This is a genomic window from Halogranum gelatinilyticum, assembly GCF_900103715.1.
Classification (GTDB): Archaea; Halobacteriota; Halobacteria; order Halobacteriales; family Haloferacaceae; genus Halogranum; species Halogranum gelatinilyticum.
Genome location: NZ_FNHL01000001.1, coordinates 997,095 through 1,020,539, shown reverse-complemented (window position 1 = coordinate 1,020,539; position 23,445 = coordinate 997,095). Strand labels below are relative to the sequence as shown.

At 66.4% G+C, this 23,445-nt stretch carries 21 protein-coding genes and 1 pseudogene; 17 read left to right on the top strand and 5 right to left on the bottom strand.

Features of this window, described 5'->3' with window-relative positions; all coding sequences use genetic code 11:
• Positions 1-410 precede the first annotated feature (410 nt).
• Positions 411-749, bottom strand: coding sequence for a hypothetical protein (locus BLR57_RS05235; protein WP_089694833.1), 339 nt, complete (start codon positions 747-749; stop codon positions 411-413).
• 149 nt (positions 750-898) lie between these two features.
• On the opposite strand from BLR57_RS05235, the gene BLR57_RS05230 reads away from it, so the two are divergent.
• Together BLR57_RS05230 and BLR57_RS05225 are read left to right on the top strand one after the other, a co-directional pair.
• Positions 899-1,582 (top strand): potassium channel family protein, encoded by a 684-nt coding sequence (locus tag BLR57_RS05230; protein WP_089694831.1) that lies wholly within the window; start codon positions 899-901, stop codon positions 1,580-1,582.
• The gene (locus tag BLR57_RS05225) at positions 1,582-3,228 is read left to right on the top strand and encodes a TrkH family potassium uptake protein (RefSeq protein WP_089694829.1); all 1,647 of its coding nucleotides are present in this window, start codon (positions 1,582-1,584) and stop codon (positions 3,226-3,228) included. The genes BLR57_RS05230 and BLR57_RS05225 overlap by 1 nt, the downstream gene beginning before the upstream one ends.
• A 399-nt stretch (positions 3,229-3,627) precedes the next feature.
• Here BLR57_RS05225 and BLR57_RS19845 read toward each other — a convergent pair whose 3' ends face one another.
• Positions 3,628-3,753 (bottom strand): hypothetical protein, encoded by a 126-nt coding sequence (locus tag BLR57_RS19845; RefSeq protein WP_280140441.1) that lies wholly within the window; start codon positions 3,751-3,753, stop codon positions 3,628-3,630.
• Between the two features lie 172 nt (positions 3,754-3,925).
• Between BLR57_RS19845 and BLR57_RS05220 the strand changes: the two genes are divergently transcribed.
• Positions 3,926-4,441, top strand: a complete 516-nt coding sequence (locus BLR57_RS05220) for an Rrf2 family transcriptional regulator (protein ID WP_170830561.1) — start codon at positions 3,926-3,928, stop codon at positions 4,439-4,441.
• A 9-nt stretch (positions 4,442-4,450) separates the two neighbouring features.
• Here BLR57_RS05220 and BLR57_RS05215 read toward each other — a convergent pair whose 3' ends face one another.
• The 3 genes from BLR57_RS05215 to BLR57_RS05205 all read right to left on the bottom strand — a co-directional run bounded on the left by BLR57_RS05215 (position 4,451) and on the right by BLR57_RS05205 (position 8,113).
• Positions 4,451-6,055 (bottom strand): TrkH family potassium uptake protein, encoded by a 1,605-nt coding sequence (locus tag BLR57_RS05215; RefSeq protein ID WP_089694825.1) that lies wholly within the window; start codon positions 6,053-6,055, stop codon positions 4,451-4,453.
• Between the two features lie 99 nt (positions 6,056-6,154).
• A complete protein-coding gene (gene trkA, locus BLR57_RS05210) occupies positions 6,155-7,492 on the bottom strand; it encodes a Trk system potassium transporter TrkA (RefSeq protein ID WP_089694823.1) in 1,338 nt (445 codons plus the stop codon).
• Between the two features lie 81 nt (positions 7,493-7,573).
• Positions 7,574-8,113 carry an SRPBCC family protein gene (locus tag BLR57_RS05205; RefSeq protein WP_089694821.1) on the bottom strand — a complete coding sequence of 180 codons (540 nt, stop codon included), beginning with the start codon at positions 8,111-8,113 and terminating at the stop codon, positions 7,574-7,576.
• Between the two features lie 227 nt (positions 8,114-8,340).
• Here BLR57_RS05205 and BLR57_RS05200 point away from each other — a divergent pair, with 227 nt between their 5' ends.
• The 14 genes and pseudogenes from BLR57_RS05200 to BLR57_RS05135 all read left to right on the top strand — a co-directional run bounded on the left by BLR57_RS05200 (position 8,341) and on the right by BLR57_RS05135 (position 23,277).
• On the top strand, positions 8,341-9,498 hold the full coding sequence (locus BLR57_RS05200) for a FecCD family ABC transporter permease (protein ID WP_089694819.1): 1,158 nt from the start codon (positions 8,341-8,343) through the stop codon (positions 9,496-9,498).
• Positions 9,498-10,424: an ABC transporter ATP-binding protein gene (locus BLR57_RS05195; protein ID WP_089694816.1), complete on the top strand. Its 927-nt coding sequence runs from the start codon at positions 9,498-9,500 to the stop codon at positions 10,422-10,424. Before BLR57_RS05200 ends, BLR57_RS05195 begins: the two co-directional genes overlap by 1 nt.
• 99 nt (positions 10,425-10,523) lie before the next feature.
• Positions 10,524-11,414, top strand: a complete 891-nt coding sequence (locus BLR57_RS05190) for an FAD-binding protein (RefSeq protein ID WP_139173280.1) — start codon at positions 10,524-10,526, stop codon at positions 11,412-11,414.
• Between the two features lie 564 nt (positions 11,415-11,978).
• The gene (locus tag BLR57_RS05185; protein ID WP_089694814.1) at positions 11,979-13,238 is read left to right on the top strand and encodes a Cdc6/Cdc18 family protein; all 1,260 of its coding nucleotides are present in this window, start codon (positions 11,979-11,981) and stop codon (positions 13,236-13,238) included.
• Between the two features lie 181 nt (positions 13,239-13,419).
• Complete coding sequence (gene coaBC, locus BLR57_RS05180) at positions 13,420-14,595, top strand: bifunctional phosphopantothenoylcysteine decarboxylase/phosphopantothenate--cysteine ligase CoaBC (RefSeq protein WP_089694812.1); 1,176 nt, start codon at positions 13,420-13,422, stop codon at positions 14,593-14,595.
• Between the two features lie 339 nt (positions 14,596-14,934).
• The gene (locus BLR57_RS05175; RefSeq protein WP_089694810.1) at positions 14,935-16,065 is read left to right on the top strand and encodes a monovalent cation/H+ antiporter subunit E; all 1,131 of its coding nucleotides are present in this window, start codon (positions 14,935-14,937) and stop codon (positions 16,063-16,065) included.
• Positions 16,062-16,349, top strand: a complete 288-nt coding sequence (locus BLR57_RS05170) for a cation:proton antiporter (RefSeq protein WP_089694808.1) — start codon at positions 16,062-16,064, stop codon at positions 16,347-16,349. The genes BLR57_RS05175 and BLR57_RS05170 overlap by 4 nt, the downstream gene beginning before the upstream one ends.
• Positions 16,346-16,657, top strand: a pseudogene (gene mnhG, locus BLR57_RS05165) (monovalent cation/H(+) antiporter subunit G); the annotation flags it as partial. The gene BLR57_RS05170 and the pseudogene mnhG, both read left to right, overlap by 4 nt.
• An 83-nt stretch (positions 16,658-16,740) precedes the next feature.
• Positions 16,741-17,274 carry a DUF4040 domain-containing protein gene (locus BLR57_RS05160; RefSeq protein ID WP_089694804.1) on the top strand — a complete coding sequence of 178 codons (534 nt, stop codon included), beginning with the start codon at positions 16,741-16,743 and terminating at the stop codon, positions 17,272-17,274.
• Entirely contained in the window at positions 17,271-17,795 is a 525-nt protein-coding gene (locus BLR57_RS05155) for an MnhB domain-containing protein (RefSeq protein ID WP_089694802.1), read from the top strand. The genes BLR57_RS05160 and BLR57_RS05155 overlap by 4 nt, the downstream gene beginning before the upstream one ends.
• Positions 17,792-18,160 (top strand): cation:proton antiporter subunit C, encoded by a 369-nt coding sequence (locus BLR57_RS05150; RefSeq protein ID WP_089694800.1) that lies wholly within the window; start codon positions 17,792-17,794, stop codon positions 18,158-18,160. Before BLR57_RS05155 ends, BLR57_RS05150 begins: the two co-directional genes overlap by 4 nt.
• The gene (locus BLR57_RS05145; RefSeq protein ID WP_170830560.1) at positions 18,153-19,664 is read left to right on the top strand and encodes a proton-conducting transporter transmembrane domain-containing protein; all 1,512 of its coding nucleotides are present in this window, start codon (positions 18,153-18,155) and stop codon (positions 19,662-19,664) included. The genes BLR57_RS05150 and BLR57_RS05145 overlap by 8 nt, the downstream gene beginning before the upstream one ends.
• Complete coding sequence (locus BLR57_RS05140) at positions 19,661-21,490, top strand: proton-conducting transporter transmembrane domain-containing protein (RefSeq protein ID WP_089694798.1); 1,830 nt, start codon at positions 19,661-19,663, stop codon at positions 21,488-21,490. Before BLR57_RS05145 ends, BLR57_RS05140 begins: the two co-directional genes overlap by 4 nt.
• Positions 21,490-23,277 (top strand): Na(+)/H(+) antiporter subunit D, encoded by a 1,788-nt coding sequence (locus BLR57_RS05135; RefSeq protein ID WP_089694796.1) that lies wholly within the window; start codon positions 21,490-21,492, stop codon positions 23,275-23,277. The genes BLR57_RS05140 and BLR57_RS05135 overlap by 1 nt, the downstream gene beginning before the upstream one ends.
• Positions 23,278-23,445: the final 168 nt, after the last annotated feature.

Below are 23,445 nucleotides of genomic sequence, written 5' to 3'. Positions count from 1 at the left end.
AGTCGCGTCGCTGGCAGTCTTTCTCTCGGTCTGGTCTTCTGGTCGTCACTGCAGGTCGGAACACCGAGCGAGAGCGACGGTGCCGCCGCTCACCAGTGGTTCGTCAGTGGACGACGACGGCGCGGTCGCTCGGAGTGTAGTTTCCTAAGAGAGTGGCGACGGTGGGCTGAAAATACTCAGCCGGTCGCCATTGGTCCCCGCTGACGCTTCGGCCCTCCAAGAACGAAGCGTCGTATTGGGTGAGTAGTGCAATATGCATAAGACTGTCGGCTGCGGTGTGTGATGCCGCTCAATGTCGGCTCATCAACAAGAACGGGCGGGCGGGGCGATGGCGGCCGCCCGCGACTGCAGGAACGTCTGTAACAGCGGAAAGATCGGTAGCGGCAGGAACGTCGGTAGCGGCGGAACCGTCAGTAGCGGCGGAACAGGTCCTTCTGGCTGTAGATGTAGGCCGCGATGAGCAGCGAGATGAGCAGTCCGAGGATGTCGACACGCAGCAGGTCGACCACGGCCGCGAGCGTGTAGAGTGCCACCCCGGCCTTCCACGCCCACGGCGACAGCGAGATGAGGCCGAACAGGATGACGACGCGGATGGCCGTGAACACCAGCAACGCGAGACCGATGACGAGACCAGTGGAACCGGTCCCCATCAAACCGAGCGCGCCGAGCGTGCTCAACAGCGCGCCGATGAGGCCGAGCGCGACGATCACCTTCAGTCCGAGCGGCGTCTTCCGAGTAGTGGAGGGCATCGGCCGGAACTACTGACAGCCAACGTATATTTCTTCTGCCCGGGCGAGTCGGTCACACGGTCTGGAACCGAGTGGCAGCGGTCGACTGCGTGGGGGCGACGCGGCCGAACGGTACTTTTTCCCGACCGCCCCGCGCAGCCACGGCTGAGATGTACATCGTCATCGTCGGGGCTGGCAACATCGGGACGCCACTCATCGAGATCGCCACCGCCGGCGGCAACGAGGTCGTCGTCATCGAGCGCGACGAGGAGAAGGCCGAGCGGGCGTCGAAGGCGTTCGACTGTCTCGTCATCAACGACGACGCCACGGTCAAGGACACGCTCACCGACGCGGGCGCAGACCGCGCCGACGCGCTCATCTCGACGACCGACCAGGACGCCACGAACATCATGGTCTGTCTCCTCGGGAAGGAGTTGGAGGTGCCGACGATCGTCTCGGTCGTCCACAACCCCGACCATATGGCACTCTTTCGGCGTATCGGCGTCAACACGATGGAGAACCCACAGAGCCTCATCGCCGAATATCTCTACCGCGCGGTCAAGCGGCCCTCCATCGTCGACTACATGCGCATCGGCGACGACGCGGAGGTCTTCGAGATCACCGTCGGCGACGACGCCCCCGTCGCGGGCCTGACGATTCAGGAGGCCGCCTCGGAGGGGCTGCTCGGCGACGAGATGCTCATCGTCGCCGTCGAGCGTAACGGCGAGGGCAATCCCGTCACGCCACGCGGGGGGACCGAGATCCACGTCGGCGACCTGCTGACGGTCTACTCGGAGACGGGCGCGACGCCGGAGGTGACCGACGTCTTCGGCCACTACGAGGACGACAACTGATGGCCCGGCGACGGACCGTCGCGGGCGTCCCCGAGGACCTCGCGACCATCGCCCGCGACGTCGGCTCGCTGCTCGCGATGGAGGCACTCCTGATGACCGTTTCTGTCCTCGTCGCCCTCGTCTTCCGGGAGTGGTACGCCGCGCTCGCGTTCCTCGTCGCCGGCGGTCTCACGGCGGCCGTCGGTCTCGGTGCCCGGCGGGCGTTCGCCGAGGCTCCCCAGCCGGTGATGAAACACGGGATGATCATCGCCGCCGCGGGCTGGTTCACGGTCGCCGTCTTCGGCGGGCTGCCCCTCCTCTTCGGGGCGTATCTCACGCCGCCCGAACTCCTGGCCGCGTACGGCGCGCGCGGCGGCGTCGACGTGTCGAGTCTCGCCGTCTTCCGCGACCCGCTGCACGCGCTGTTCGAGTCGATGTCCGGCTGGACCGGCAGCGGGCTGACGATGGCGACGACCGAACCCAGTCTGCCGAGGGCGTTCCAGTGGTGGCGGTCGCTCGTCCAGTGGGTCGGCGGTGTCGGCGTCATCGTCCTCACCGTCTCCATCCTCGCCCGTCCGGGGTCCGGTTCCTACGCGCTCTACCGCAGCGAGGCGCGCGAGGAGAAGATCCATCCGAGCATCGTCTCGACGGTCCGGACGGTCTGGAAGATCTTCGTGCTCTACACGCTCGCCTCGGTGGCCGCGCTGTTCGTCGCCATCCGCCTGACCTCATACGGCGCGAACCTCCCGCTCTGGGAAGTCGGCTGGCAGGCACTCAACCACGCGATGACCGCGCTGTCGACCGGCGGGTTCAGCGTCACCGACAACTCCATTGCGACCTACGACTCGCCGCTCATCGAGACGCTCCTCCTGCCCGTCATGACGCTCGGAGCTATCGCCTTCCCGGTCCACTACGCCGTCCTCCGCGACCGCGACCTCTCGCAGCTCGTCTCGGACCTCCAGACGCGCTGGCTGTTCGCCCTGCTCGGGGTGGGCGTCCTCCTGCTGTCGGCGCAGAACGTCGTCGCGCTCACGGACGGGTTTCAGGGGACGGCGGACTACTTCGGTCTCTCGGCACTCGGCTTCTCGGCGGCACAGGTCGATGCGGTTCGGGACTCGACGTTCCAGTTCGTCAGCGCCCTCTCGTGTACGGGCTTTCAGTCGGCTCCCATCGGCCGCTGGGCCGACGGCGGGAAGCTGATTCTCGCGGCGGCGATGACGCTCGGCGGTGCCGCGGGGAGCACCGTTGGCGGCATCAAAGTCATCCGCGCCTACACCATCGGCCGCGGCATCAAATGGCAGTTCGCCCGCGTCTTCCTCCCCGCGAACGCCGTCGTCAGCCTGAACATGGACGGTCGGCGGCTCTCGCGCGACGAGATGGAACGGGAGTTCAGCGAGGCGGCCATCGTCAGCCTGCTCTGGGTCGGCCTGCTCTGTGCGAGCAGTCTGCTGCTCGTCAACGTCGCCGGACCAGACTTCAGCTACGCCGACGCGCTGTTCGAAGTGGCGAGCGCGCAGGGCAACGTCGGTCTCTCGACGGGCATCACCGGTCCCGAGATGCCGGTCGTCGCCGAAGCGATGTTTCTGCTCAATATGTGGATCGGCCGCCTGGAGATCATCCCGGTGCTGGTCTTCGCGCGTGGCCTGCTCTACGGACTGGAACCCTGAACTCTGCACCCCACAGACTCCTGATTGGACGTTGAAGGAGAACCACCAGACGACACAGCCGGTCCGGCGCGCGCTGGCGACGCGACGGCGTCGCCGCGTCGCGTGAGGGATGAGTGAGTACCACAGCGAGCGAAGCGAGCGAGGAACGGAACGAATCGGCTGGGGAGGACGTGGCTGTGCTGTGCGGGGCGGCGTGGTGCAGGGCGGGGTCTCGGTGTGCTTCGGCAGTCACCACGAGTGGCAGCCGAACTAGACTCGACGGCCCAAGTAACACGAGGCGGACGAACGACCGGACAGCACACTGAGGGTCGGAGGCGAAGGATGACCTACCGAAGCGCGAAGAATGGAGGTGTGGGTCGAGAACGGAGGCGGTTCGTCGCTGGACGGTCGCTCGATGCGTCAGTCCGCGCCGTGCGGGGGGGCGTAGCCGCAGTCGGTACAGCCCCACGAACCGTGGACTTCGGAGACTGCACCGGGACATTTGGGGCACTGGTACGTCGTGACGGTGGGGTTGGTGGTTGCCATTATCTACTGTGGATGGACCGAGCCGTATGAACGTTATTATAATATTGACTTAATCATATAAGGGACATATAATCACATAGTGTTGGATATTGTGTTAATCGACTAGCGTTATATGCGCCCGCCGCAAACGGCCGTCCATGTCGACGGCGATACGCCGAGACGACAGCAGACTATGAACCTGACGAGCCGAGACGTCGGACTTCTCGGGGCACTACTGGACAACTACGGGGAGCGTGACTACCCGGTGAGCGGCGCGGAATTGGCCGAACGCACCGACCAACACCGATCAAACGTCAGCCAGCAGATGGGGACGCTGAAGGCACTCGGGCTGGTGGAAGCGGTGCCCGGGGCGAAAGGCGGCTACAGCCCGACGGCGAAGGCCTACGAGGAGCTGGACGACCAGCGACTCGACACCGACGCGTCCCTCACAGTGACCCGCGAGCACGACCGCGTCGAGTCCGTCGTCGAACGGGTCCGGTTCACCGACGTCAATCGGCCGGACCGCTGTACGGCGGTCGTCCACGTTCGAGGACAGACGGCGCGTCTCGACGTCGGCGACCCCGTCATCGTCGGGCCGACGCCGTGCGCCCGCCTCGCTGTGACCGGGGTAGTCAGCGCGGTCGACGCTGACGGCGACGGTACCGAACTCCGGGTCGACGTCAGCCGACTCGAAGCACCGCTGGACTAAGGGGCGACCTTACCGCCGCCAGTACTCGGGCGTCAACAGCACGAGCACGGGCAGGATCTCCAGGCGACCGATCCACATCAGGAACGCCATGTAGACCTTCGAGAAGTTCGAGAAGGCGAGATAGCCGCCCATCGGGCCGAGGATGCCGAAGCCCGGCCCGACGTTGCCGATAGTCGAGGCCGACGCGCTCAACGTCTCCAGGATGGAGACGTCGAGACCGACGCGGACCGCATCGAGGAAGATGACGCCCGCCGAGACGAAGAAGAGCACGAGGTAGAGCAGCGTGAAGGCGTAGATGCCGCGGAGGGCACGCTCGTCGAGCGCGCGGCCGCCGAGTCTCACGGGCCGGACGGCCTCGGGGTGGGCGGTCGTGAACAGCTCACGACGGATGGATTTGAGGATGACGTACCAGCGGACGATCTTCACCGCACCACCGGTCGACCCCGCCGAGCCACCGATGAACATCGCGAAGAGCAGCACGTACTGCGCTGGCGCGCTCCACGCGTTGAAGTCCATACTCGCGTAGCCGGTCGTCGTCACGATGGAGACGATCTGGAACAGCGACTGCCGTATCGACGGCTCGACCTGCATGGTGATGCGGCTCGTGTACTCCGCGAGATAGGCCGCGTCGAAAGTCCCGTTCGTCGGTGCCTGCGTGACGAACCCCGCACCGACGAACAGCAGTCCGGCGAGGATCGCCGTGAGCGTCCCCATCACGCCGATGTAGAACCGGAACTCCGTGTCGCGGAAGAGCCGCTCGGTGTCGCCGGTGAGCGCGTGCCAGAAGAGCGCGAAGTTGGTCCCCGCCGCGATCATGAACGGGATGATGATCCACTGCGCTGCGGCCGAGAAGGCCTCGATACTCCGTGCCTCGGGCGAGAACCCGCCGGTCGGCATCGTCGTCAGCGCGTGGGCGACGGCGTTGTAGGCGTTCATCGCCGGGTCGACGCCGGTGAGGTAGAGTCCGTAGAGGAGAAGCGCTTCGAGGACGGTGAAGCCGAGATACGCACCCCAGAGCGCGCGCGCCGTCTCGGCGATGCGCGGGGTGAGCTTCTCGATGCCGGGGCCGGGTGCCTCGGCGTCCATCAGCTGCGCGCCACCGACCGAGAGTTCGGGGAGGATGGCGACCGCGAGGACGACGATCCCCATCCCGCCGAGCCACTGAGTCAGCTGTCGCCACATCATGATACCGCGGGTGTGGGTCTCGAAGGAGATGTCGCCGAGGACGGTCGCGCCGGTCGTCGTGAAGCCGGACATCGACTCGAACAGCGCGTTTGCGGGGTTGCCGAGCGTCGATTGGGGGTGGACCGCCGGGAAGACGAACGGGATGCCGTGGGCCTCGATGAGATACGGAATCGAGCCGACGAGGGCGACGGCGAACCAGGTCAGTCCCACCATCAGGAAGCCCTCGCGGGCGCGGATGTCGGGGTCGGGGCGGAGCCGTTCCAGCCCGATACCGAGACTCGCCGTGACGACCATCGTCACGAGGAAGGGCACGACCGTCTCGTCGTAGACGAGCGCGACGAAGACCGGGAAGGCGAGCGGGGCCACGAGATACTTCAGGACGGTACCGACGAGGCTGAGGCTAGCGCGGTAGTCGACGCGGAGTCTCACGGGGCGACGCCCCCGGTCGTTCTGAACACAGTCGAGCGTCGGACCTAGCGTGTATTAAGATACTGTTCTCGCCCGGTATGTTGGCGGGGGAACGCCACCTCAGAGCTTCGACGTGACCTCGTCGACGACGGCCGCGTCGGCGAAGACGACGACGTGGTCGCCGGTCTGGATGACGGTGTCACCACGCGGCGTGATGAACTCGCGGTCTCTCGTAATCGCGCCGATGACGACGCCCGTTGGCAGTTCGCCCACTGCCTCGCGGATGGGCCGCCCGGCGAGGACGCTCGCGTCGTCGACCTGAATCTCCAGTACTTCGGCCTTGTTCGTCTCGATGAGGGCGATGTTCTCCGCGCCGCCCTCGCGGGTGAACCGGGTGATCTCCTCGGCGACGACCTCGCGCGGACTGACCGCCACGTCGACGCCGACCGTCTCGAACAGCTCGACGTAGGCGGTCGTGTCGATGACGGCGACGGTCCGTTCGGTGCCGAGCCGTTGGGCGAGCAGCGAGACGAGTAGGTTCTTCTCGTCGGAGTCGAGCGCGGCGACGACCATGTCGGCCTCGCCGATGTGTTCGCGCTCGAGGAAGGCCATGTCCGTCGCGTCCGACTCCATGACGACGGTGTTCGGGAGGTCCTCGGCGAGTTTGCGGGCGCGCTCGGAGTCCTGCTCGATGAGCCGCGGGCGGAAGCCGCGTTCTTCGAGCAGGCGGGCGACGTGGTAGCCGATCTCGCTGCCGCCGACGACGACGACCTCCTCGGCCGCCCCCGGTGACTCGTCGGGTGCGACGGTCTGGGCGAACTCCTGGACGCTGCCCGGACTGCCGATGACGACGACGCGGTCGCCGGGTTTGATGACCGTCTCCCCGCTCGGTATCTCGATGGAGCCGTTGCGGAGAATCGCGGCGAAGGTCAGCGAGTCGAAGCGGTCGGCCTCTCGTACTGTTTGGTTCGAGACGGGGCTGTCGTCGGGAATCTCGAACTCCGCCATCTGGACCTTGCCGCCCGCGAAGGGGTCGACGTCACGGGCGGCGGGCAGGCCGACGACCCGGACGATGGACTCGGCGGTCAGCAGGTTCGTACAGACCATGAAGTCGATGCCGAATGCCTTCTCCGAACGCTCCCAGGTCCGCAGATACTCGGTGTTCTTGATGCGGGCGATGGTGAAGGCGTTGGAGATGGCCTTCGCCGTCGAGCAGGCGACGATGTTGGTCTCGTCGTTGTCGGTCGACGCGATAACCATGCCCGCGTCGTCGATACCGGCCTCCTCCAGCGTCGAGACTGCGGTCCCGTCACCCTGAATTGCCAGGACGTCGAGCGAGTAGTTCAGTTCCTCGACCCGCGCCGGGTCGCGCTCGACGACGATGACCTCGTGGGTACTGTCGAGGTCGGCGGCGATGCTCGACCCGACCTGTCCCGCGCCGATGATGATTACGCGCACGGCTCGGTCGCCCCCATATTCATAGCCTGCGCTACTTGCGCGTGGGGTATCACTATTTCCCTTGCCGATGGAGGGAGAGAGTCAGATGTCGCTCGGCTTGTTTTCGATTGTCAACTCGACGCGACGGCGACGGCCTTCGAGGTCGGCGACGATGCGCTCGACGATGTGCTCGGCCTCCTTCACGACGACCGGCTTGATCTTGTCGAGAACGCGGCTGAAGGAGATGAACCGCGGGAGGTTCAGCGCGTCGGAGTTGGCCGTCCCCGCGTCGAAGTTGAGTTCGAACCAGACCCGGCAGGCGGTCTCCGCGTCGTCCGGCGCGTCGTCGGGGAGTTCGTCGAGTTCCTGAATCCGCCAGCAGCCGTTGGCATGGATGTCCTTGACGATCTCCCAGTCGATGCGGTTGGGTCGGTCGAGTTCGACGACCTCCGACCGGGCGGTGTAGGTGAGCTTCCACCACGCGAGGCGGAAGTCGTACTGTGTGCCGGGCGAGCCGTCGCCACGCTTGCGGACCTCCTTGAGATGCTTCGAGTAGTCCGTGTACGTCGAGAAGTCCAAGAGGAAGTCGTACACCTCCTCGGGGGGCACGTAGACGACGGTGGTGACGACGATTTCGTCCACGTCCCTCGGTTCGTCGCTGGCGACCTAAGGCTTGTGGGGCGACGGAGTCCGACCCCGTGGACCCGACGGAGACCGCTCACAGTCGCCGTGGCTCGCTAACGTCCACCGCGGCTTTCGGCGAACCTAAAGACCGGTGTCTTTTTGTGGTTTAGGCGGGCCAAAACCAGTATGAAGCGACGAATCGGCTCCGAGCAGGACGAGCAGCGGACGGGGGCGAGCGGCTGAGAATGGCGAGCGACACGCGACAGTCGGGCACGGTGTCCGCGACGACACGGCTCCCCACGTGGGTCGACGGACCGCTTCTCACGCTCGTCGTCGGGAGCAGTCTCGTCGTCTTCCTCTCCGCGCTCGTGCAGGTCAGTTTCGGCGCGTTCACGATGTCTATCGGCCAGGCGTGGACGGCCGTCTTCGACCCGCTCGTCTGGTCGAACCCCTACGTACTCCTCCAGTTCTTCTTCGGCGAGGGCGTCGCCGGGTTCGTCGCCGGTGCGTTCGGCCTGTCGACGGCGGTGCCCGACCTGACACGCGAGAGCCTCATCGTCTGGAACATCCGGCTCCCGCGGGTCGTCGTCGGCGCGCTCGTCGGCGTCAACCTCGCCGTCTCGGGTGCCATCTTCCAGGCCGTCACCCGCAACGAACTCGCGAGTCCCTACATCCTCGGGGTCAGTTCCGGCGCGGGTCTCGCGATCCTCCTCACGCTCGTCGTCTTCAGCGGGCTCTCCTCTTTCCTGCCCATCTTCGCCGCCCTCGGCGGGACCGCAGCCTTCCTCATCGTCTATGGAATCGCGTGGAAGAACGGGACGAGTCCCGTCCGGCTCGTCCTCGCGGGCGTCATCGTCTCGACGGTCTTCAGTTCGTTGCAGACGGCGATGTACCTCCTCGCGAGCGACATCGGCGTCGTCCAGAGCGCCATCGCGTGGACGACCGGCTCCTTGACCGGCACCGATTGGGAACAGGTCCGGATGATTCTCCCGTGGACGCTGTTCGTGACCGTCCCGCTCTCGGTCGTCGCCGCCCGCCAGCTGAACGTCCTGCTGCTCGGCGAGAAGACGGCGAAGGCCCTGGGGATGCCCGTCGAGAAGATGCGCTTCGCGCTCTCGGGGGTCGCCATCCTCGCGGCGAGCGCGGCGATCTCGGTGGCGGGCATCGTCGGCTTCGTCGGTCTCATCGTCCCGCACGTCGTCCGCACCGTCGTCGGCAGCGACTACAAGCGGCTGCTCGTCGGCTGTCTCTTCGCCGGTCCCGCGCTGATGGTCGCCGCCGACGTCGGCGCGCGACTCGCGCTGAACCCGACGCAGATTCCCGTCGGCATCGTCACCGGTCTCGTCGGCGGGCCGTACTTCCTCTATCTGATGCGCCGCAAGCAACAGCTGGGTGATCTCTGATGGCGGGGGACGGACGGCAGTTGGCCGAAGAAGACGGCGAGGCGGAGCAGCAGTCCGACGCCTCAGCCACCGACGCCTCAGCCACCGACGCCTCAGCCACCGACGCCTCAGCCACCGACGCCTCCACCACTGACGCAAGTTCCCTCCGCGCGGCAGATCTCGCGCTCAGCTATCCGACGATGGACGAGCCAGTCGTCGAGTGCGACCGCATCGACATCCCCGCCGGTGAGGTGACGGCACTCGTCGGCCCGAACGGGTCGGGGAAGAGTACGATGCTGAAGGCACTCGCAAAGCAGCTGGAGCCCGACCGCGGCCACGTCGTCCTCGACGGTGCGAGCATCCAGGAGCTGGACTCGAAAGAGCTCGCCCGACGGCTCGGTCTCCTGTCGCAGGAGAACGAAGCACCGGGGAGCCTGACAGTCGAGGACCTCGTCTACCACGGCCGCTACCCGCATCGCGGCTTCTTCGAGTCCGTCAACGAGGACGACGAAGCGGCCGTCGAACGCGCGCTCGACCTCGCGGGCGTCGACCATCTCCGCAACGACGAGGTGGGCAACCTGAGCGGCGGCCAGAAACAGCTCGCGTGGATCGCGATGGTGCTCGCCCAGGAGACGGACGTCTTACTCCTCGACGAGCCGACGACCTACCTCGATTTACACCACCAGTTGCGCGTGATGGAGGTCGTCCGGACGCTAAACCGCGAACGCGACGTGACCGTCGCCGTCGTCCTCCACGACCTCGGACAGGCCGCGCGCTTCGCGGACAACCTCATCGCGATGAAAGACGGCGAACTCTACGACTGGGGGCCGCCGCGGACGGTGGTGTCGGAGGAGTTGCTCCGGGACGTCTTCCGCGTCGACGCCGACGTCGACGCCGAGCATCCTACGGGCCCGCACATCTCACCACACCGGGCACTCGACGAGTAGCGAAGGCGGATCAGGAAGGCGAACCAGGAAGACAAATCAGAAGACAAGTCGGAAGACGAATCACGAACAGCCATCACCCCGTCCCGAGAATCTGCGACTATGACAGACGACGACGATACGACGACAGAAGCGAGTACCGAATCGAGCGACGAACCGGCAAGCGAACGCCACGCGACCGGGAGGTACGACGTCCTCGTCGTCGGCGGCGGGGTCGCCGGTCTGACCGCGAGCGTCTTCACCGCCCGCGCGGGGCTCAGTACCGTCGTCGTCAACGACGGTGAGCCTATCGTCCGACGCAACGCCCACCTGGAGAACTTCCCCGGCTTCCCCGCTGGCGTCAACTCCAACCTCTTCACCGATATGCTCGGTGCGCAGTCGACGCGGAACGGTGCCGACCACGTCGAAGGGAGAGTGACGGAGATTCGGCGTGCCAGTGGTGACGACGGGGAGGGCGATAGGGAAGGCGACGAAAGAGCGGGCGACGACTCCGGTGCGTCGCGGTTCGTCGCCGACGTCGAGGATGTTGGCGAGGTCGCCGCGCAGTACGTCGTCGCCTCGTCGTGGGCGGACGCCGACTACCTCGACGGGCTCGGCGTGGAGATCCGCGACGCTGGCAGCAAGCGCTACGTCGACGACGACGGCCTGGGCCGGACGACCGTCGAGGGCGTCTACGTCGCCGGTCGCCTCTCCGAACGGTATCACCAGGCTATCGTCGCCGCAGGCCACGGCGCGGAGGTAGCGATAACACTCATTCACGACTCGGAGGTTCCCTACTACCACGACTGGGTCGCCCCCGAGGGATACTTCACCGACCGCGGCCGGGAGGTCCCCCCGGGCTGTGAGGAAATCGACGAGACCGAACGCCGTGCCCGCGAGCGCGAGTCGATGGCCGTGATGCAGGAGTACTTCTCGGAGCCGCATCCGGAACGCCAGCGGACCCATCCCAGCCTGGTCGACGACGAACTCGGCCGACTCGCGGACGACGAGTAAGCACCCGGTCGCTCCCTTCTCGAGACCCTCCCACACCAGTTTGCAAATGTTCTCCGTCACGAGCGTGGGGTGTGTCGAGTTGGGGAAGTTGGATAGTATATAAATAAACGAGTAGAGCGGAGAGGCCACAGCGGTTTTCAAATGTTTTGACCCCACCACGTACGCTCTTTTACTCGATTGAGAGAACCAGCAACATACACACATACACATACATTCATAAATAGTATACTAGAGGGACGAGAGACAGAGAGGAGGAGAAGGTCGAAGCCGACGGAATGGAGAGAAAATTCCGATCTCACACAAGGAACGTCGTGTCGGCCGATGAGCGGGGTTCCGGCCGAGCGGGTCCCTGCCTGCCGTCTCGCCGCGTCTCGTCACCACGTCGGCGAGCGGGAGAACATTTGAAATCCGCTGTCGTCCCCCTCGATTCTCCCCACCCCCCACCCTCACGACGGAAGCATTTGCAAACCGCTGTGACAGGGTTACCGCCCCACGACGGGAGCATTTGAAACACATGAAGCACTTGAAAAAACATAAGTACGGTCGACTTTAGCATGGAGACATATGCCGCCGGATTCGATCTTCGAGGACGAGGCCGAAGTTTTCAGGAACATCGAAGTCCTCGAAGAGGATTACACCCCCGACACGATTCTCTGTCGCGACGACGTGATGAACGAGTACATCAACGTCCTCAAGCCCATCTACAAGGGCCGCCCGCCGCAGAACGCCTTTCTCTACGGTGACACCGGGGTCGGCAAGACCGCGGTCACGAACCATCTGACGAACCAACTGGAGCGCGACATCGTCCAGAAGAACGAGGAAGAAGACGACCCCATCGAACTGACCATCGTCAAGGTCAACTGCCAGAACCTCACCTCCACGGGCGAGGAGACCTCCTCCTACCAGGTCGCCATCGCGCTCGTCAACGAACTCCGGCCCCCGAAGGACATGATCGCCTCGACGGGCTACGCCCCGCAGGCGGTCTACTCGATGCTCTACGACGAGATCGACGAACTCGGCGGCACCGTCCTCATCATCCTCGACGAGGTCGACCGTATCGGCGGCGACGACACCATCCTCTACGAACTCCCGCGCGCCCGAGCCAACGAGAAGATCGAGAACGCCCGCATCGGTCTCGTGGGCATCTCGAACGACTACACCTTCCGCACGAACCTCTCGCCGAAGGTCAAAGACACCCTCTGTGAGACCGAGTTGAAGTTCCCGGCCTACAACGCCAACCAACTGCGCGAGATCCTCCACGACCGCGCCGCCAGCGCGCTTCACGACGGGACGTACACCGAGGACGTCATCGCCCTCTGTGCGGCACTGGCGACCCGCGAGTCCTCCGGCAGTGCGCGCAAGGCCATCAACCTCCTCCGTCGTGCGGGCGAGATTGCCGAGAACGACGGCCAGACCGAGATCACGGAGGCGAACGTCCACCAGGCGAAAGACGACCTCGAATACGGCGACATGGTCGACTCCATCACCGACCAGGACGCCCACAAGCAGTATATCCTCGCGGCCGTCGCCCATCTCTCGAAGGCCGACCGGACCCCGGCGAGAGTGAAAGAAGTCCACCGCACCTACGAACACGTCGCGAGTGCTTATGGCGCGGACCCGCTGAGCCAACGCGGGATGTACAACCATCTGACCAAACTCGCAATGCTCGGCTTTCTGACCTCTCACGACAACAACGAGGGCATCAAGGGCGGCCAGTACTACGAGTTCGAGTTCAGCGACGAGGTCGACTCGAAGAAGGTCGCCGAAGCCTTCGAGCAGATGGGGCTCGGCTGGCAGACGTTCCAGATGCAGAAGCGGCTCTGAGCGTCGACAACACTTGCAAACCGCTGTCGGCGGGGCGAAACCGCCCGTTCTCCACCGCCAGCGGCCGAATCACTTGTAAACCGCTGTCGCGCCGGACTATCAACCGAGAGTCCGGCTCCTGACGCTCTCGCCTTCCACCGGAGAGGTACGGTTAACTCGCCGCGACGAAAACCACGAGTGAATGCTGGAAGGAGTGAACGTCGCGCTCGGCGTCTCGGGGAGCATCGCCGCCGTGAAGGTCGTCGAACTGGCCCACGAGCTGCGTCGCCGGGGTGCCTCGGTCCGCGCCGTGATGACGAGCAGTGCGCAGGGCATCATCCATCCGTGGGCCGTCGAGTTCGCCACCGAACACGACGTCGTCACCGAGCTCACCGGCCGCGTCGAACACGTCGAACTCTGCGGCCGCGAGGGCTGGGCGGACGTCCTGTTGCTCGCGCCCGCGACGGCCAACACCGTCGGGAAGATCGCCGCTGCCGTCGACGACACGCCCGTCACGACCTGCGCGACGACCGCCCTTGGGGCCGACGTGCCGGTCGTCGTCGCCCCCGCGATGCACGAGCCGATGTACGACCATCCGGGCGTGCTGGACGCCATCGCCCGCCTCGAAGAGTGGGGTGTCGAGTTCGTCGACCCCCGTATCGAGGAGGGGAAGGCCAAGATCGCCACCGAGGAGGCCATCGTCACCGGCGTTGCCACGGCGACCACGGAGGGGACGCTCGTCGGCAAGACCGTCGTGGTCACCGCCGGCGCGACGAGCGAACCCATCGACCCCGTCCGGGTCATGACGAACCGCTCGTCGGGGAAGACCGGCCGCGCCGTCGCCCGTGCGTGTGCCATCCACGGGGCGGACGTCACCCTCGTCCACGACGGGTCGGCACGTCCGGCGGACGCCGACGTCCACTACGCTGAGGTGCGACAGGCCGAGACGGGCGCGGAGATGCTGGCCGCCGTCGAAGCCGCCTGCCGCGACGCCGACGCGTTGATTTCGGCCGCGGCTATCAGCGACTTCACCGTCGACGTCGCCGAGGAGAAGATCCGCTCGGGCGAGCCGCGGACCCTCGACCTTGAACCGACGCCGAAGCTCATCGACACCGTGCGCGGGGAGTATCCCGACCTCACCATCGTGGGCTTCAAGGCCGAGACGAGCGGCGACGACGAGGCGATGGTGCGAGAGGCCCGACGCATCCTCGACCGCGTCGGGCTGGCGTTCGTCGTCGCCAACGACGCCGCCGTGATGGGCGCAGACGAGACGCGGACGCTGTTCGTCCGCGACGACGCGGCCGAGGAGTTCGTCGGGAGCAAGGACGCGTTGGGTGGCCGCGTCGCCGCCGAACTGGCGGCCGAACTCGACGGCTGAGGGGACTCCCGAGCGCGCGACAACCGTGCGGAGACTGCGGCACAATCGGCCGACCCGGCCGTGTCGCTGCGAGCGGTGTGTGAGTTGTTCGTTTGGGTGAAAGGAACAGGTTTCGGCCACACGGCCGACTGTTGTTCGCCGGAGCGGGAGCCATCAACAGATTCGTCCAAAAACACCCCGGACTTTCGTACGTTCTGCACCAACAACCCGCCCGCACGCGAGATGAGAATAGTTTTGCGTTGTTAGCGACTCGCTCTATACGATTAGTGACTATGAGGTGTCGAACAGAGCCGAGCGACTGTCAGCCCCCCGACAGTTGCCAAGCGAGGTGGAACAACCGTGTCGGATGACGCGAGCGCCCACGTTCTCGTCCCAGTCGGCGAGTCCCCGACGCTCCGAAACACCGTCGCGTACGCCGTACAGACCGCCCGCGACCGTGCCGCAGAGACGGGAGAGACCGCGACCGTTCACTTCGTCTACCCCGCCGTCTGGCGGGTAGTCGAGCAGACACGTGCAGAGAAATTCGAACGCGCCCAGGAACTACTGGACCGCGTCGAACTCTGGGCCGAAGAGGACGTCGGCGACGGCGACGGTGCCGACTCCCAGCCAGCGGCCACCGTCAACATCGAGACGGCTGTCGTCGGCGACGAGGAGTATCTGTTCAGCCCCGCCGACTTCGCCCGTGTCATCGTCGCGTACGCGAACGAACACGGTATCGACCGGGTCGTCGTCGACCCCGAGTACCAACCCGGCGGCAACGCCCCGATGCTCCGCCCCCTAGAGTTCGAGTTGGCGAAGTCCGAACTCAGCGTCGAAGAAGCACCGGTCGAACGGCCCGCGCGCCGGAGCGCGCTCGTCGGCCGCGAGAGTCTCGCACAGTATCTCGTCGTCTTCGGCGCGTCCTACCTCTTCTATCTCACGCTCGGTGGGTTCAGCGGGACGTTCGACCTCGTGACCGGCGCGATCAGTGCCGGTGTCGTCTCGCTCGTTCTCGGACAGATCGCGTTGAAGGGACGCCCCGCGTTCCGCGAGCTGCCCGGCAAGGTCGGCCGGTTCCTGCTCTACGCGCCGTATCTCCTCTGGGAGATCGCGAAGGCGAACGTCACGCTGGCGTACGTCATCCTCCATCCGCGACTCCCCATCGACCCCGAGATGGTCCAGTTCAAGGCGGCCGTCTGGGACGACCTCCCGGCAACGACGCTCGCAAACAGCATCACGCTCACGCCGGGGACGCTCACCGTCGAGGTGAGCCAGCGCGAGTTCTACATCCACTCGCTGACCGGCGGGGCACGTGACGACCTGCTCGACGGCGCGCTCGAACGTGCCGTCCGGTTCGTCTTCTACGGCCGCGCCGCGGCCCGTATCCCCAGCCCGCGCGAGCGGGACGCCAACCGCGCGGCTGCCGACCGCCGTCAGATCACCGACACCGATACGGACCCGGCGGTCACCCGACGGGAGGGCGACAGATGAGCGAGGTGACACCGCTCGTCAGTGACGCGCTCCTCGGTGCTGCGGCCGCGTTCGTCGCGCTGGCCGTCGTCGTCCTCTTCCGTGTCGTGAAGGGGCCGACGATGCAGGACCGCGTCATCGCGGTCAACGTCATCGGCTCGAACACCGTCGTCGTCCTCGCGCTCGTCGCGGCGGCGCTCGGTCAGCCGGGCTACCTCGACGTGGCACTCGTCTACGCCCTGCTGAACTTCCTGATGAGTATCGCCATCTCGAAGTTCACCGTCGAACGAGGTGGCGTCATATGACTCCGGTCGAACTGCTCATCATCGCGCTCGCGGCCGGGGGCGTCTTCTTCGCCTTCGTCGCCGCGGTCGGCGTCATCCGACTGCCCGACCTCTACACGCGGGCCCACGCGGCCTCGAAGAGCGACACGCTCGGCGCGGTGTTGAGCCTCGCCGCCGTCGCGCTCGTGTTCGGCGCGGACATCGCGACAGTGAAGGCCGTGTTCCTCCTCCTGTTCATGTTCGTGACGAACCCAACGGCCGCCCACGCCATCGCGCGGGCCGCCTACGACCAGGAGATCGAACCGTGGCACAAGGAGGACGCGGCGGGTCCGGCACCGACCGTCTCGGGCGACGAGACGGAGGGGTCGGAGTCACTCGCGACCGACGGCTCCGGAGCACCGGGAGGTGAGCGATGACAGTCCTCGAAGCGACCGTCCTCGCGTTCGTCATCGGCTGCGCGCTGGCGACGGCGTTCCTCCGAGACATCCTCGCGGTCATCGTCGCGTCGGCCGCCTACAGCCTCGGCATCTCGATCCTGTGGGTACTCCTGCAGGCACCCGACGTCGCGCTCACCGAGGCCGCCGTCGGTGCTGGCGTCATGACCTTGCTGTTCCTGTTGACCGTCGCGAAGACGGTGAACCCCTCCACGGACACGCCCTTCGAGAGCGTCCGTCCGCGGACGTTCGTCGTCCTCGCGTGCTTCCTCGGTGCCGTCCTCGTGACGGTGCCGGCGTTGCCGGCCATCGGCGATCCGACGTCGCCCGTGGTGGGTGGCGAGGTGACGACCTACTACCTCGACAACGCCTACGACGAGACGGGCGTCGAGAACGCGGTGACGGCGGTGCTCGCCGCCTACCGTGGCTTCGACACCCTCGGTGAGGCCGCCGTGGTCTTCACCGCCGGTGTCGCAGTACTGCTCGTGCTGCGACGGGAGGCGTTCGTATGAGCCGCGACCCCTCGACCGACGGCGGCTCGTCGGTCCGAACGCGGCCGGAGAACAGCGTCTTCCGGACGGAAGACCAGGTCCCGTACGTCGAGAGTACCATCATCATGACGACCGTCCGCATCGTCGTCCCGTTCATCTTGACGCTCGGGCTGTTCGTGATGTTCCACGGCGCGGACTCCGCGGGCGGTGGCTTCCAGGGCGGAACCATCGCCGGAACCGTCGTCCTGCTCTTGGCGTTCGCGTACGGTATCGAGCCGGTCCGTGACTGGCTCGCCGCTTCGCGTCTGCTCGCGCTCATCGCGGTCGGGCTCCTCACCTTCCTCGGCATCGGCTTCGGGTCGATGCTGTTCGGTGGGGCGTTCCTCCAGTACGTCGCGTATCCCTACTCGGAGGCGAGCAAGTACGGCATCGAGCTGGTCGAACTCGGTATCGGTGCGGTCGTCGCCGGCATCATCACGGGGCTGTTCTTCCTCCTCGCCGCCGGTTTCGAGACGGACGAACCGATGGAGGACGAACCATGAACGTAGACATCCTCTTCACTCACTACAACTACATCGTCGTCGCGTTGCTGTTGACTATCGGCGCGTACATGCTCATCGAGACGCCGAACCTCGTGAAGAAGGTCATCGGGATGAACGTCTTCCAGTCGGGCATCTTCCTCTTCTTCATCACCTCGGCCTACCGGGTCGGCGGCTCGCCGCCCATCCTCGGCCACGGCGGCGAGTCGACGACCTACGTCAGCCCGCTGCCGCACGTGCTCATCCTGACGGCCATCGTCGTCGGCGTGAGCCTCACCGCGGTCGCGCTGGCACTCATCGTCCGCATCTACACGGAGTACGGAACGCTCGACGAGCACGTTCTCCGGGAGGTGCGTACCGATGAATGAGCTGCTGCCGCTCCTGGTCGCACTCCCGCTCCTCGGAGCGGTGCTCACGCTCGTCGCCGGCTTCCGTTCGGACCGGTTCGCCTGGCCGCTGACGTTCCTGACGACGCTCGTCCACGCGGGACTCGCAACGGCCGTCGCAGCCACCGTCTACGGGGGCGGCACGCCGCTTGCGGCCGGCGTCGGCGGCTTCACGCCGCCGTTCGGCATCGAACTCGTCGTCGACGGGCTCAACGCTGCCGTCATCGTGCTCGTCTCGGCCGTCACCGCGGGCGTGCTCGTCTACGCTCGTCGCGCGGGTCCACACTCGGTGGCGTTCCACACGGCGACGCTGCTGCTGCTCGCCGGACTCTCGGGGATGACCATCACGGGGGACATGTTCAACCTCTACGTCTTCCTCGAGATTACGGGGCTGGCCGCCTACGCGCTGGTCGCGACCGGCGACGACGGCCGCGCGGCGGTCGGCGCGCTGAAGTATCTCCTCGTCGGCACCGTCGGCGCGTCGCTGTTCCTCATCGGCATTGGCTACGCGTTCGTCGCGACGGGGACGCTCAACATGGCCGACCTCGCGGCGAACCTCGGCTCGGCCGACCCGACGCTCGTCGGTGCCTCGTTCGCGCTCGTCGCGACGGGGCTGGCCGTGAAGACGGCGCTGTTCCCGCTGCACACCTGGCAGCCGGAGGCGTATGCGAGCGCGCCCGACAGCGTCAGCGGTCTCATCGCCGCACTCGTCTCAACGGTCTCGGCGTACGCACTCGCCCGCGTGACGTTCAGCGTCTACACCGTCGACTTCCTCACGTCGTCGGCGTTCGCCCAGGAGTTCCTGCTCGCGCTCGCCGCCGTCAGCATCGTCGCGGGGAGCGTCCTCGCGGTGATGCAGACCGAGATCAAGCGGATGTTGGCCTACTCGTCGGTCTCGCAGTTCGGCCTCGTCGTCGCGGGTGTCGCCATCGCCAACGAGGCGGCACTCACCGGCAGCCTCGTCCACCTCGTCGGCCACGCCGTCATGAAGGGCGGGCTGTTCCTCACGGCGGGCGCGCTGGCGGTCGTTGCCGGTGCCCGCACCGTCGACGACTACGAGGGACTCGGCGCGCGCGCGCCGCTGCTCAGTGCCGCCTTCGCCGTGTTGTCGCTGTCGATGGTCGGGGTGCCCCCGGCCGTCGGCTTCGTCGGCAAGTGGTACATCACGCTCGGCGCGATCCAAGCCGAGTCGTGGCCCATCGCCGTCGTCATCCTGCTGAGCACGCTGCTGACGCTCGCGTACTTCATCCGGCTCGTCGAGCGGATGTACTTCCGCACGTCGTCGGCCGCGGACACGGCGTCGACAGGCGCGACCGCGGTCGCAGACGGTGGTGACGACGCGGACGACGACGTCCTCACCCGGCCGACCGTCGGGATGGTCGCCGTCGTCCTCGTCGCGGCACTGCTCGCGGTGGTTCTCGGTCCGCTCGTCTCGACCTTCGAACCGCTGCTCGAACCGACCCTCGACATCCTACTCCAGCTATGACAGACATCCCAACGCTCAGACCGCTCGCGGCGGTCGCCATCCCGGCAGTCGCCGCCGTCGCCATCCTCGCGTCGGGCCGTCGCCCGAACGTCCGCGAGGGATGGACGATTCTGGCCGCCGCATCGACGTTCGCGCTCGTCGCGAGCATGGTTCCCGGCGTCCTCGCCGGCGACACGTACGTCACCGACCTCGGGGCGTTCGTCCCGCTCGGCACCGGCAGCGTCGACTTCGTCGTCCAGGCCGACGCGCTCGGCCTGCTGTTCGGACTGCTGGCCAGCCTGCTGTGGCTGGTCACCAGCTTCTACAGCATCGGCTACATGCGCGGCCTCGACGAACACGCACAGACCCGGTACTTCGCCTCGTTCGCCGCCAGCGTCGCCAGCGCGGTCGGCGTCGCGTTCGCGTCGAACCTGCTCGTGCTGTTCGTCTTCTACGAACTGCTCACGGTCGCGACCTACCCGCTCGTCACCCACGACGAGACCGCGGAGGCCCGTGCGGCCGGCCGAAAGTATCTCGCGTACACCTTCGGGGGCGGCGTGGCCGTCCTCGCAGGGACCGTCCTCGTCTACGTGCTCGCCGGGAGCGTGACGTTCACGCCCGGCGGCATCGAGGGACTCGCCACGGCCGACCCGATGCTCGGCCGCGCGGCGTTCGCCCTCCTGGCGACCGGCTTCGGCGTCAAGGCGGCGCTGATGCCGGTCCACTCGTGGCTGCCGGACGCGATGGTCGCCCCGACGCCCGTCTCCGGGCTGCTGCACGCCGTGGCCGTCGTCAAGTCCGGCGTCTTCGGCATCGCCCGGGTCGTCCTCGAAGTGTTCGGGCCGGACACCGTCGCGAACCTCGGGGTCGGCGTCGTGCTGGCTGCGGTCGCGGCGTTCACGCTGCTCGCGGCCAGCGTCATCGCACTCAGACAGGACAACCTCAAACGTCGGCTCGCCTACTCGACGGTGAGCCAGCTCTCGTATATCGTCCTCGGGCTGGGCATCGGCGCGTCGATGGGGGGTGACGCTGCGAGATACGCGCTCGTCGGCGGACTCCTCCACATCCCCGCCCACGCGTTCATGAAGCTCACTCTGTTCTTCTGTGCGGGAGCCATCCACGTCGAGACCCACACCGACGACATCAGCGACATGGCCGGCATCGGTAAGCGGATGCCGCTGACAATGGCCGCCTTCGCCGTCGCCGCGGCTGGGATGGCCGGCATCCCGCTCGTCGCCGGCTTCGTCAGCAAGTTCTACCTCCTCATCGGGACCGCCTCCGGTGGCGAGGTCGCGTTCACGGTCGCCCTGCTCGTCTCGGGCGTTCTGAACATCGCGTACTTCTGGCCCGTGGTCTACCAGGCGTTCTTCGAGAGCGAGTCGCCAGACGGCCACGACCGCAAGCCGCTCATCGAGAACCCGCTCGGCGGCCGTGCAGCCGTCGCCGCTGACGGTGGCAAGCCCAACAATCAGCAGTCGGCCACGAGCGGCCAGCCGGCCGCGGACCCCGAGGGCGAGTACGCCGTCGACCGCAACCCGAGCGACCACATCCGTCCGGGTGAGGCCGAGCAGGAACACGAAGAGAGCCACAGCGACGCGCACGACGCGCACGACGACGCCGACGACCACCACGCTGACGACCACCACGGCCACCACGGCGGCCCGCCCGCCGGTGGCTGGGAGCGTCGGAGTTGGCTTGGCGGTGAAGGCTCGTGGTTCGTGGTCGCCCCGATTCTGACTGCGGCGACCGGCTCGATCGTCCTCGGGCTCATCCCCGGCCGGGCGGTCTTCCTGCAGCTCGTCGAGTACGTCGTTTCCGCGGCGACGGTCGTGGGGGTGTTCGCTTGATGGAGGTTCTCACCACCATCCCGCCGTTCGTCTACGTCCTCGTCGCGGCACTGTTGGTGCCGTTCGTCTCCCGTCGCGTCGGCCACGCTCTGGGCGTGCTCGCGACGGGTATCGTCGTCCCGCTCGCGGTCTTCACGCCCGAGGGGACCCACTGGTCGGTCAAGCTCTTTGGTGCAGAAGCCCAGCAGTTCGGCTTCGAGGTCGTGCTGTTCAACGTCGACGAGTTCTCCCGGCTGATGGGCATCATCTTCGGCTTCATCGGAGCCGTCGCCGTCCTCTACTCGTACGCCTCCGAAGCACCGAACAAGCAGACCGCCTACGCGCTCACCTACGCCGGCACCAGTATCGGTGCCGTCTTCGCGGGTGACTGGCTCACGCTCGTGTTCTTCTGGGAGCTGATGGCCGTCACCAGCACGGTCCTCGTCTGGGACTACGGCGGCAAGGCCGTCCGCGCAGGCTTCCGCTACGCCGTCCTGCACGGCATCGGCGGCAGCCTCGTGCTCGCGGCCATCGTCTGGCACTACGCCGAGGTCGGCTCGTTCCTCTTCACCGCTTCGACGGGCATCGTCGGCGGGACGCCCGCCATCCTCGCCGTGGCCGCCATCGGCATCGGCGTCAACGTCGGCTTCGTCGGCCTGCACGCCTGGCTGCCGGACACCTACCCGCGGCCGCACGTCGCCGCCAGCGTCTTCCTCTGTGTCTACACGACGAAGACCGGCGTCTACGCGATGTACCGCGCGTTCCCGGCGGACGGCCACCTCTGGCTCGCCTACATGGGCGCGGCGATGGCTGTCTTCGGTGCGACGATGGCAGTGTTGCAAAAGGATATGCGGCGGCTGCTCTCGTACCACATCCAGTCGCAGGTCGGCTACATGATCGCCGGTATCGGCATCGGGACGACCGTCGCCACCGCCGGTGCCTTCGGCCACGTCTTCAACCACATCCTCTACAAGAGCCTGCTGTTCATGACGGTCGGCGTCATCATCTACCGGACCGGCGAGGAGAGCCTGAAGTACGTCGGCGGACTCGCCCGCGATATGCCGATTACGTTCGGCGCGTTCGTCGTCGCGGCACTCTCTATCGCGGGCTTCCCCGGCTTCAATGGCTTCGTCAGTAAGGGGATGATCATCGCCGAGGCGCACTACAAACATCTCGACGTCGTCTGGTATCTCCTGCTCGCAGGAGGTGTCGGGACGTTCCTGTCGTTCATCAAGCTCGGCTGGTACGCCTTCTACGAGGGCGACTACGACGGCGAAGTCCGCGACGCAAACCGTCTCCAGCAGGTCGCGATGGTCTCGGTGGCGGTGCTCTGTGTCGCCTACGGTCTCGTCCCCGACGCGCTGTTCGCCATCCTGCCCGGCAACGAGGGTGGCTTCGAGTACACGACGTACACGGTCGGCCACATCGTGGAGGGTCTGATTCTGGCCGTGCTGGGTATCGTCGGCTTCGCGATCCTCAAGAAGCCGCTCGACCGCGTCGGCCGCGTTCCGGACATCGACGCCGTCTACAACCCGCTGACCTTCTACGGGACCCGCGGGCTGGTCCGCGGCGTCACCGAGACGTACGCCGCCGTCGACCGCGCAGTGGTCGCCACCGCAGGCGGCGTCACCCGGACGCTCCGTAATCCCGAGACGGTCGTCCGCAACGCCGTCGGCCGGACGCCGGACGAGGCAACCGGCGAGGACGAGGCCGCGTGGCCCCGCTCGCTACACGCGGGAATCGGGACCAGCATCCTCCTGTTGGTCGCCGTCACGACCATCGGCATCGCGCTCATGGTCGTCGTCTAACTCGTCGTCTAACCGCCCGCTTTCTCCTATTGTTTCGACCGAATTCAACACGCTGTCGCTGACACAGACTGTCCGTATGCAGTGACAGTCTTTCTCCCTGCTACTTTATCCTCTCAGAGCGCGTTAGTGAGGACGTAGTACACGGGGGAGACGCCCGCTACTTGTTGC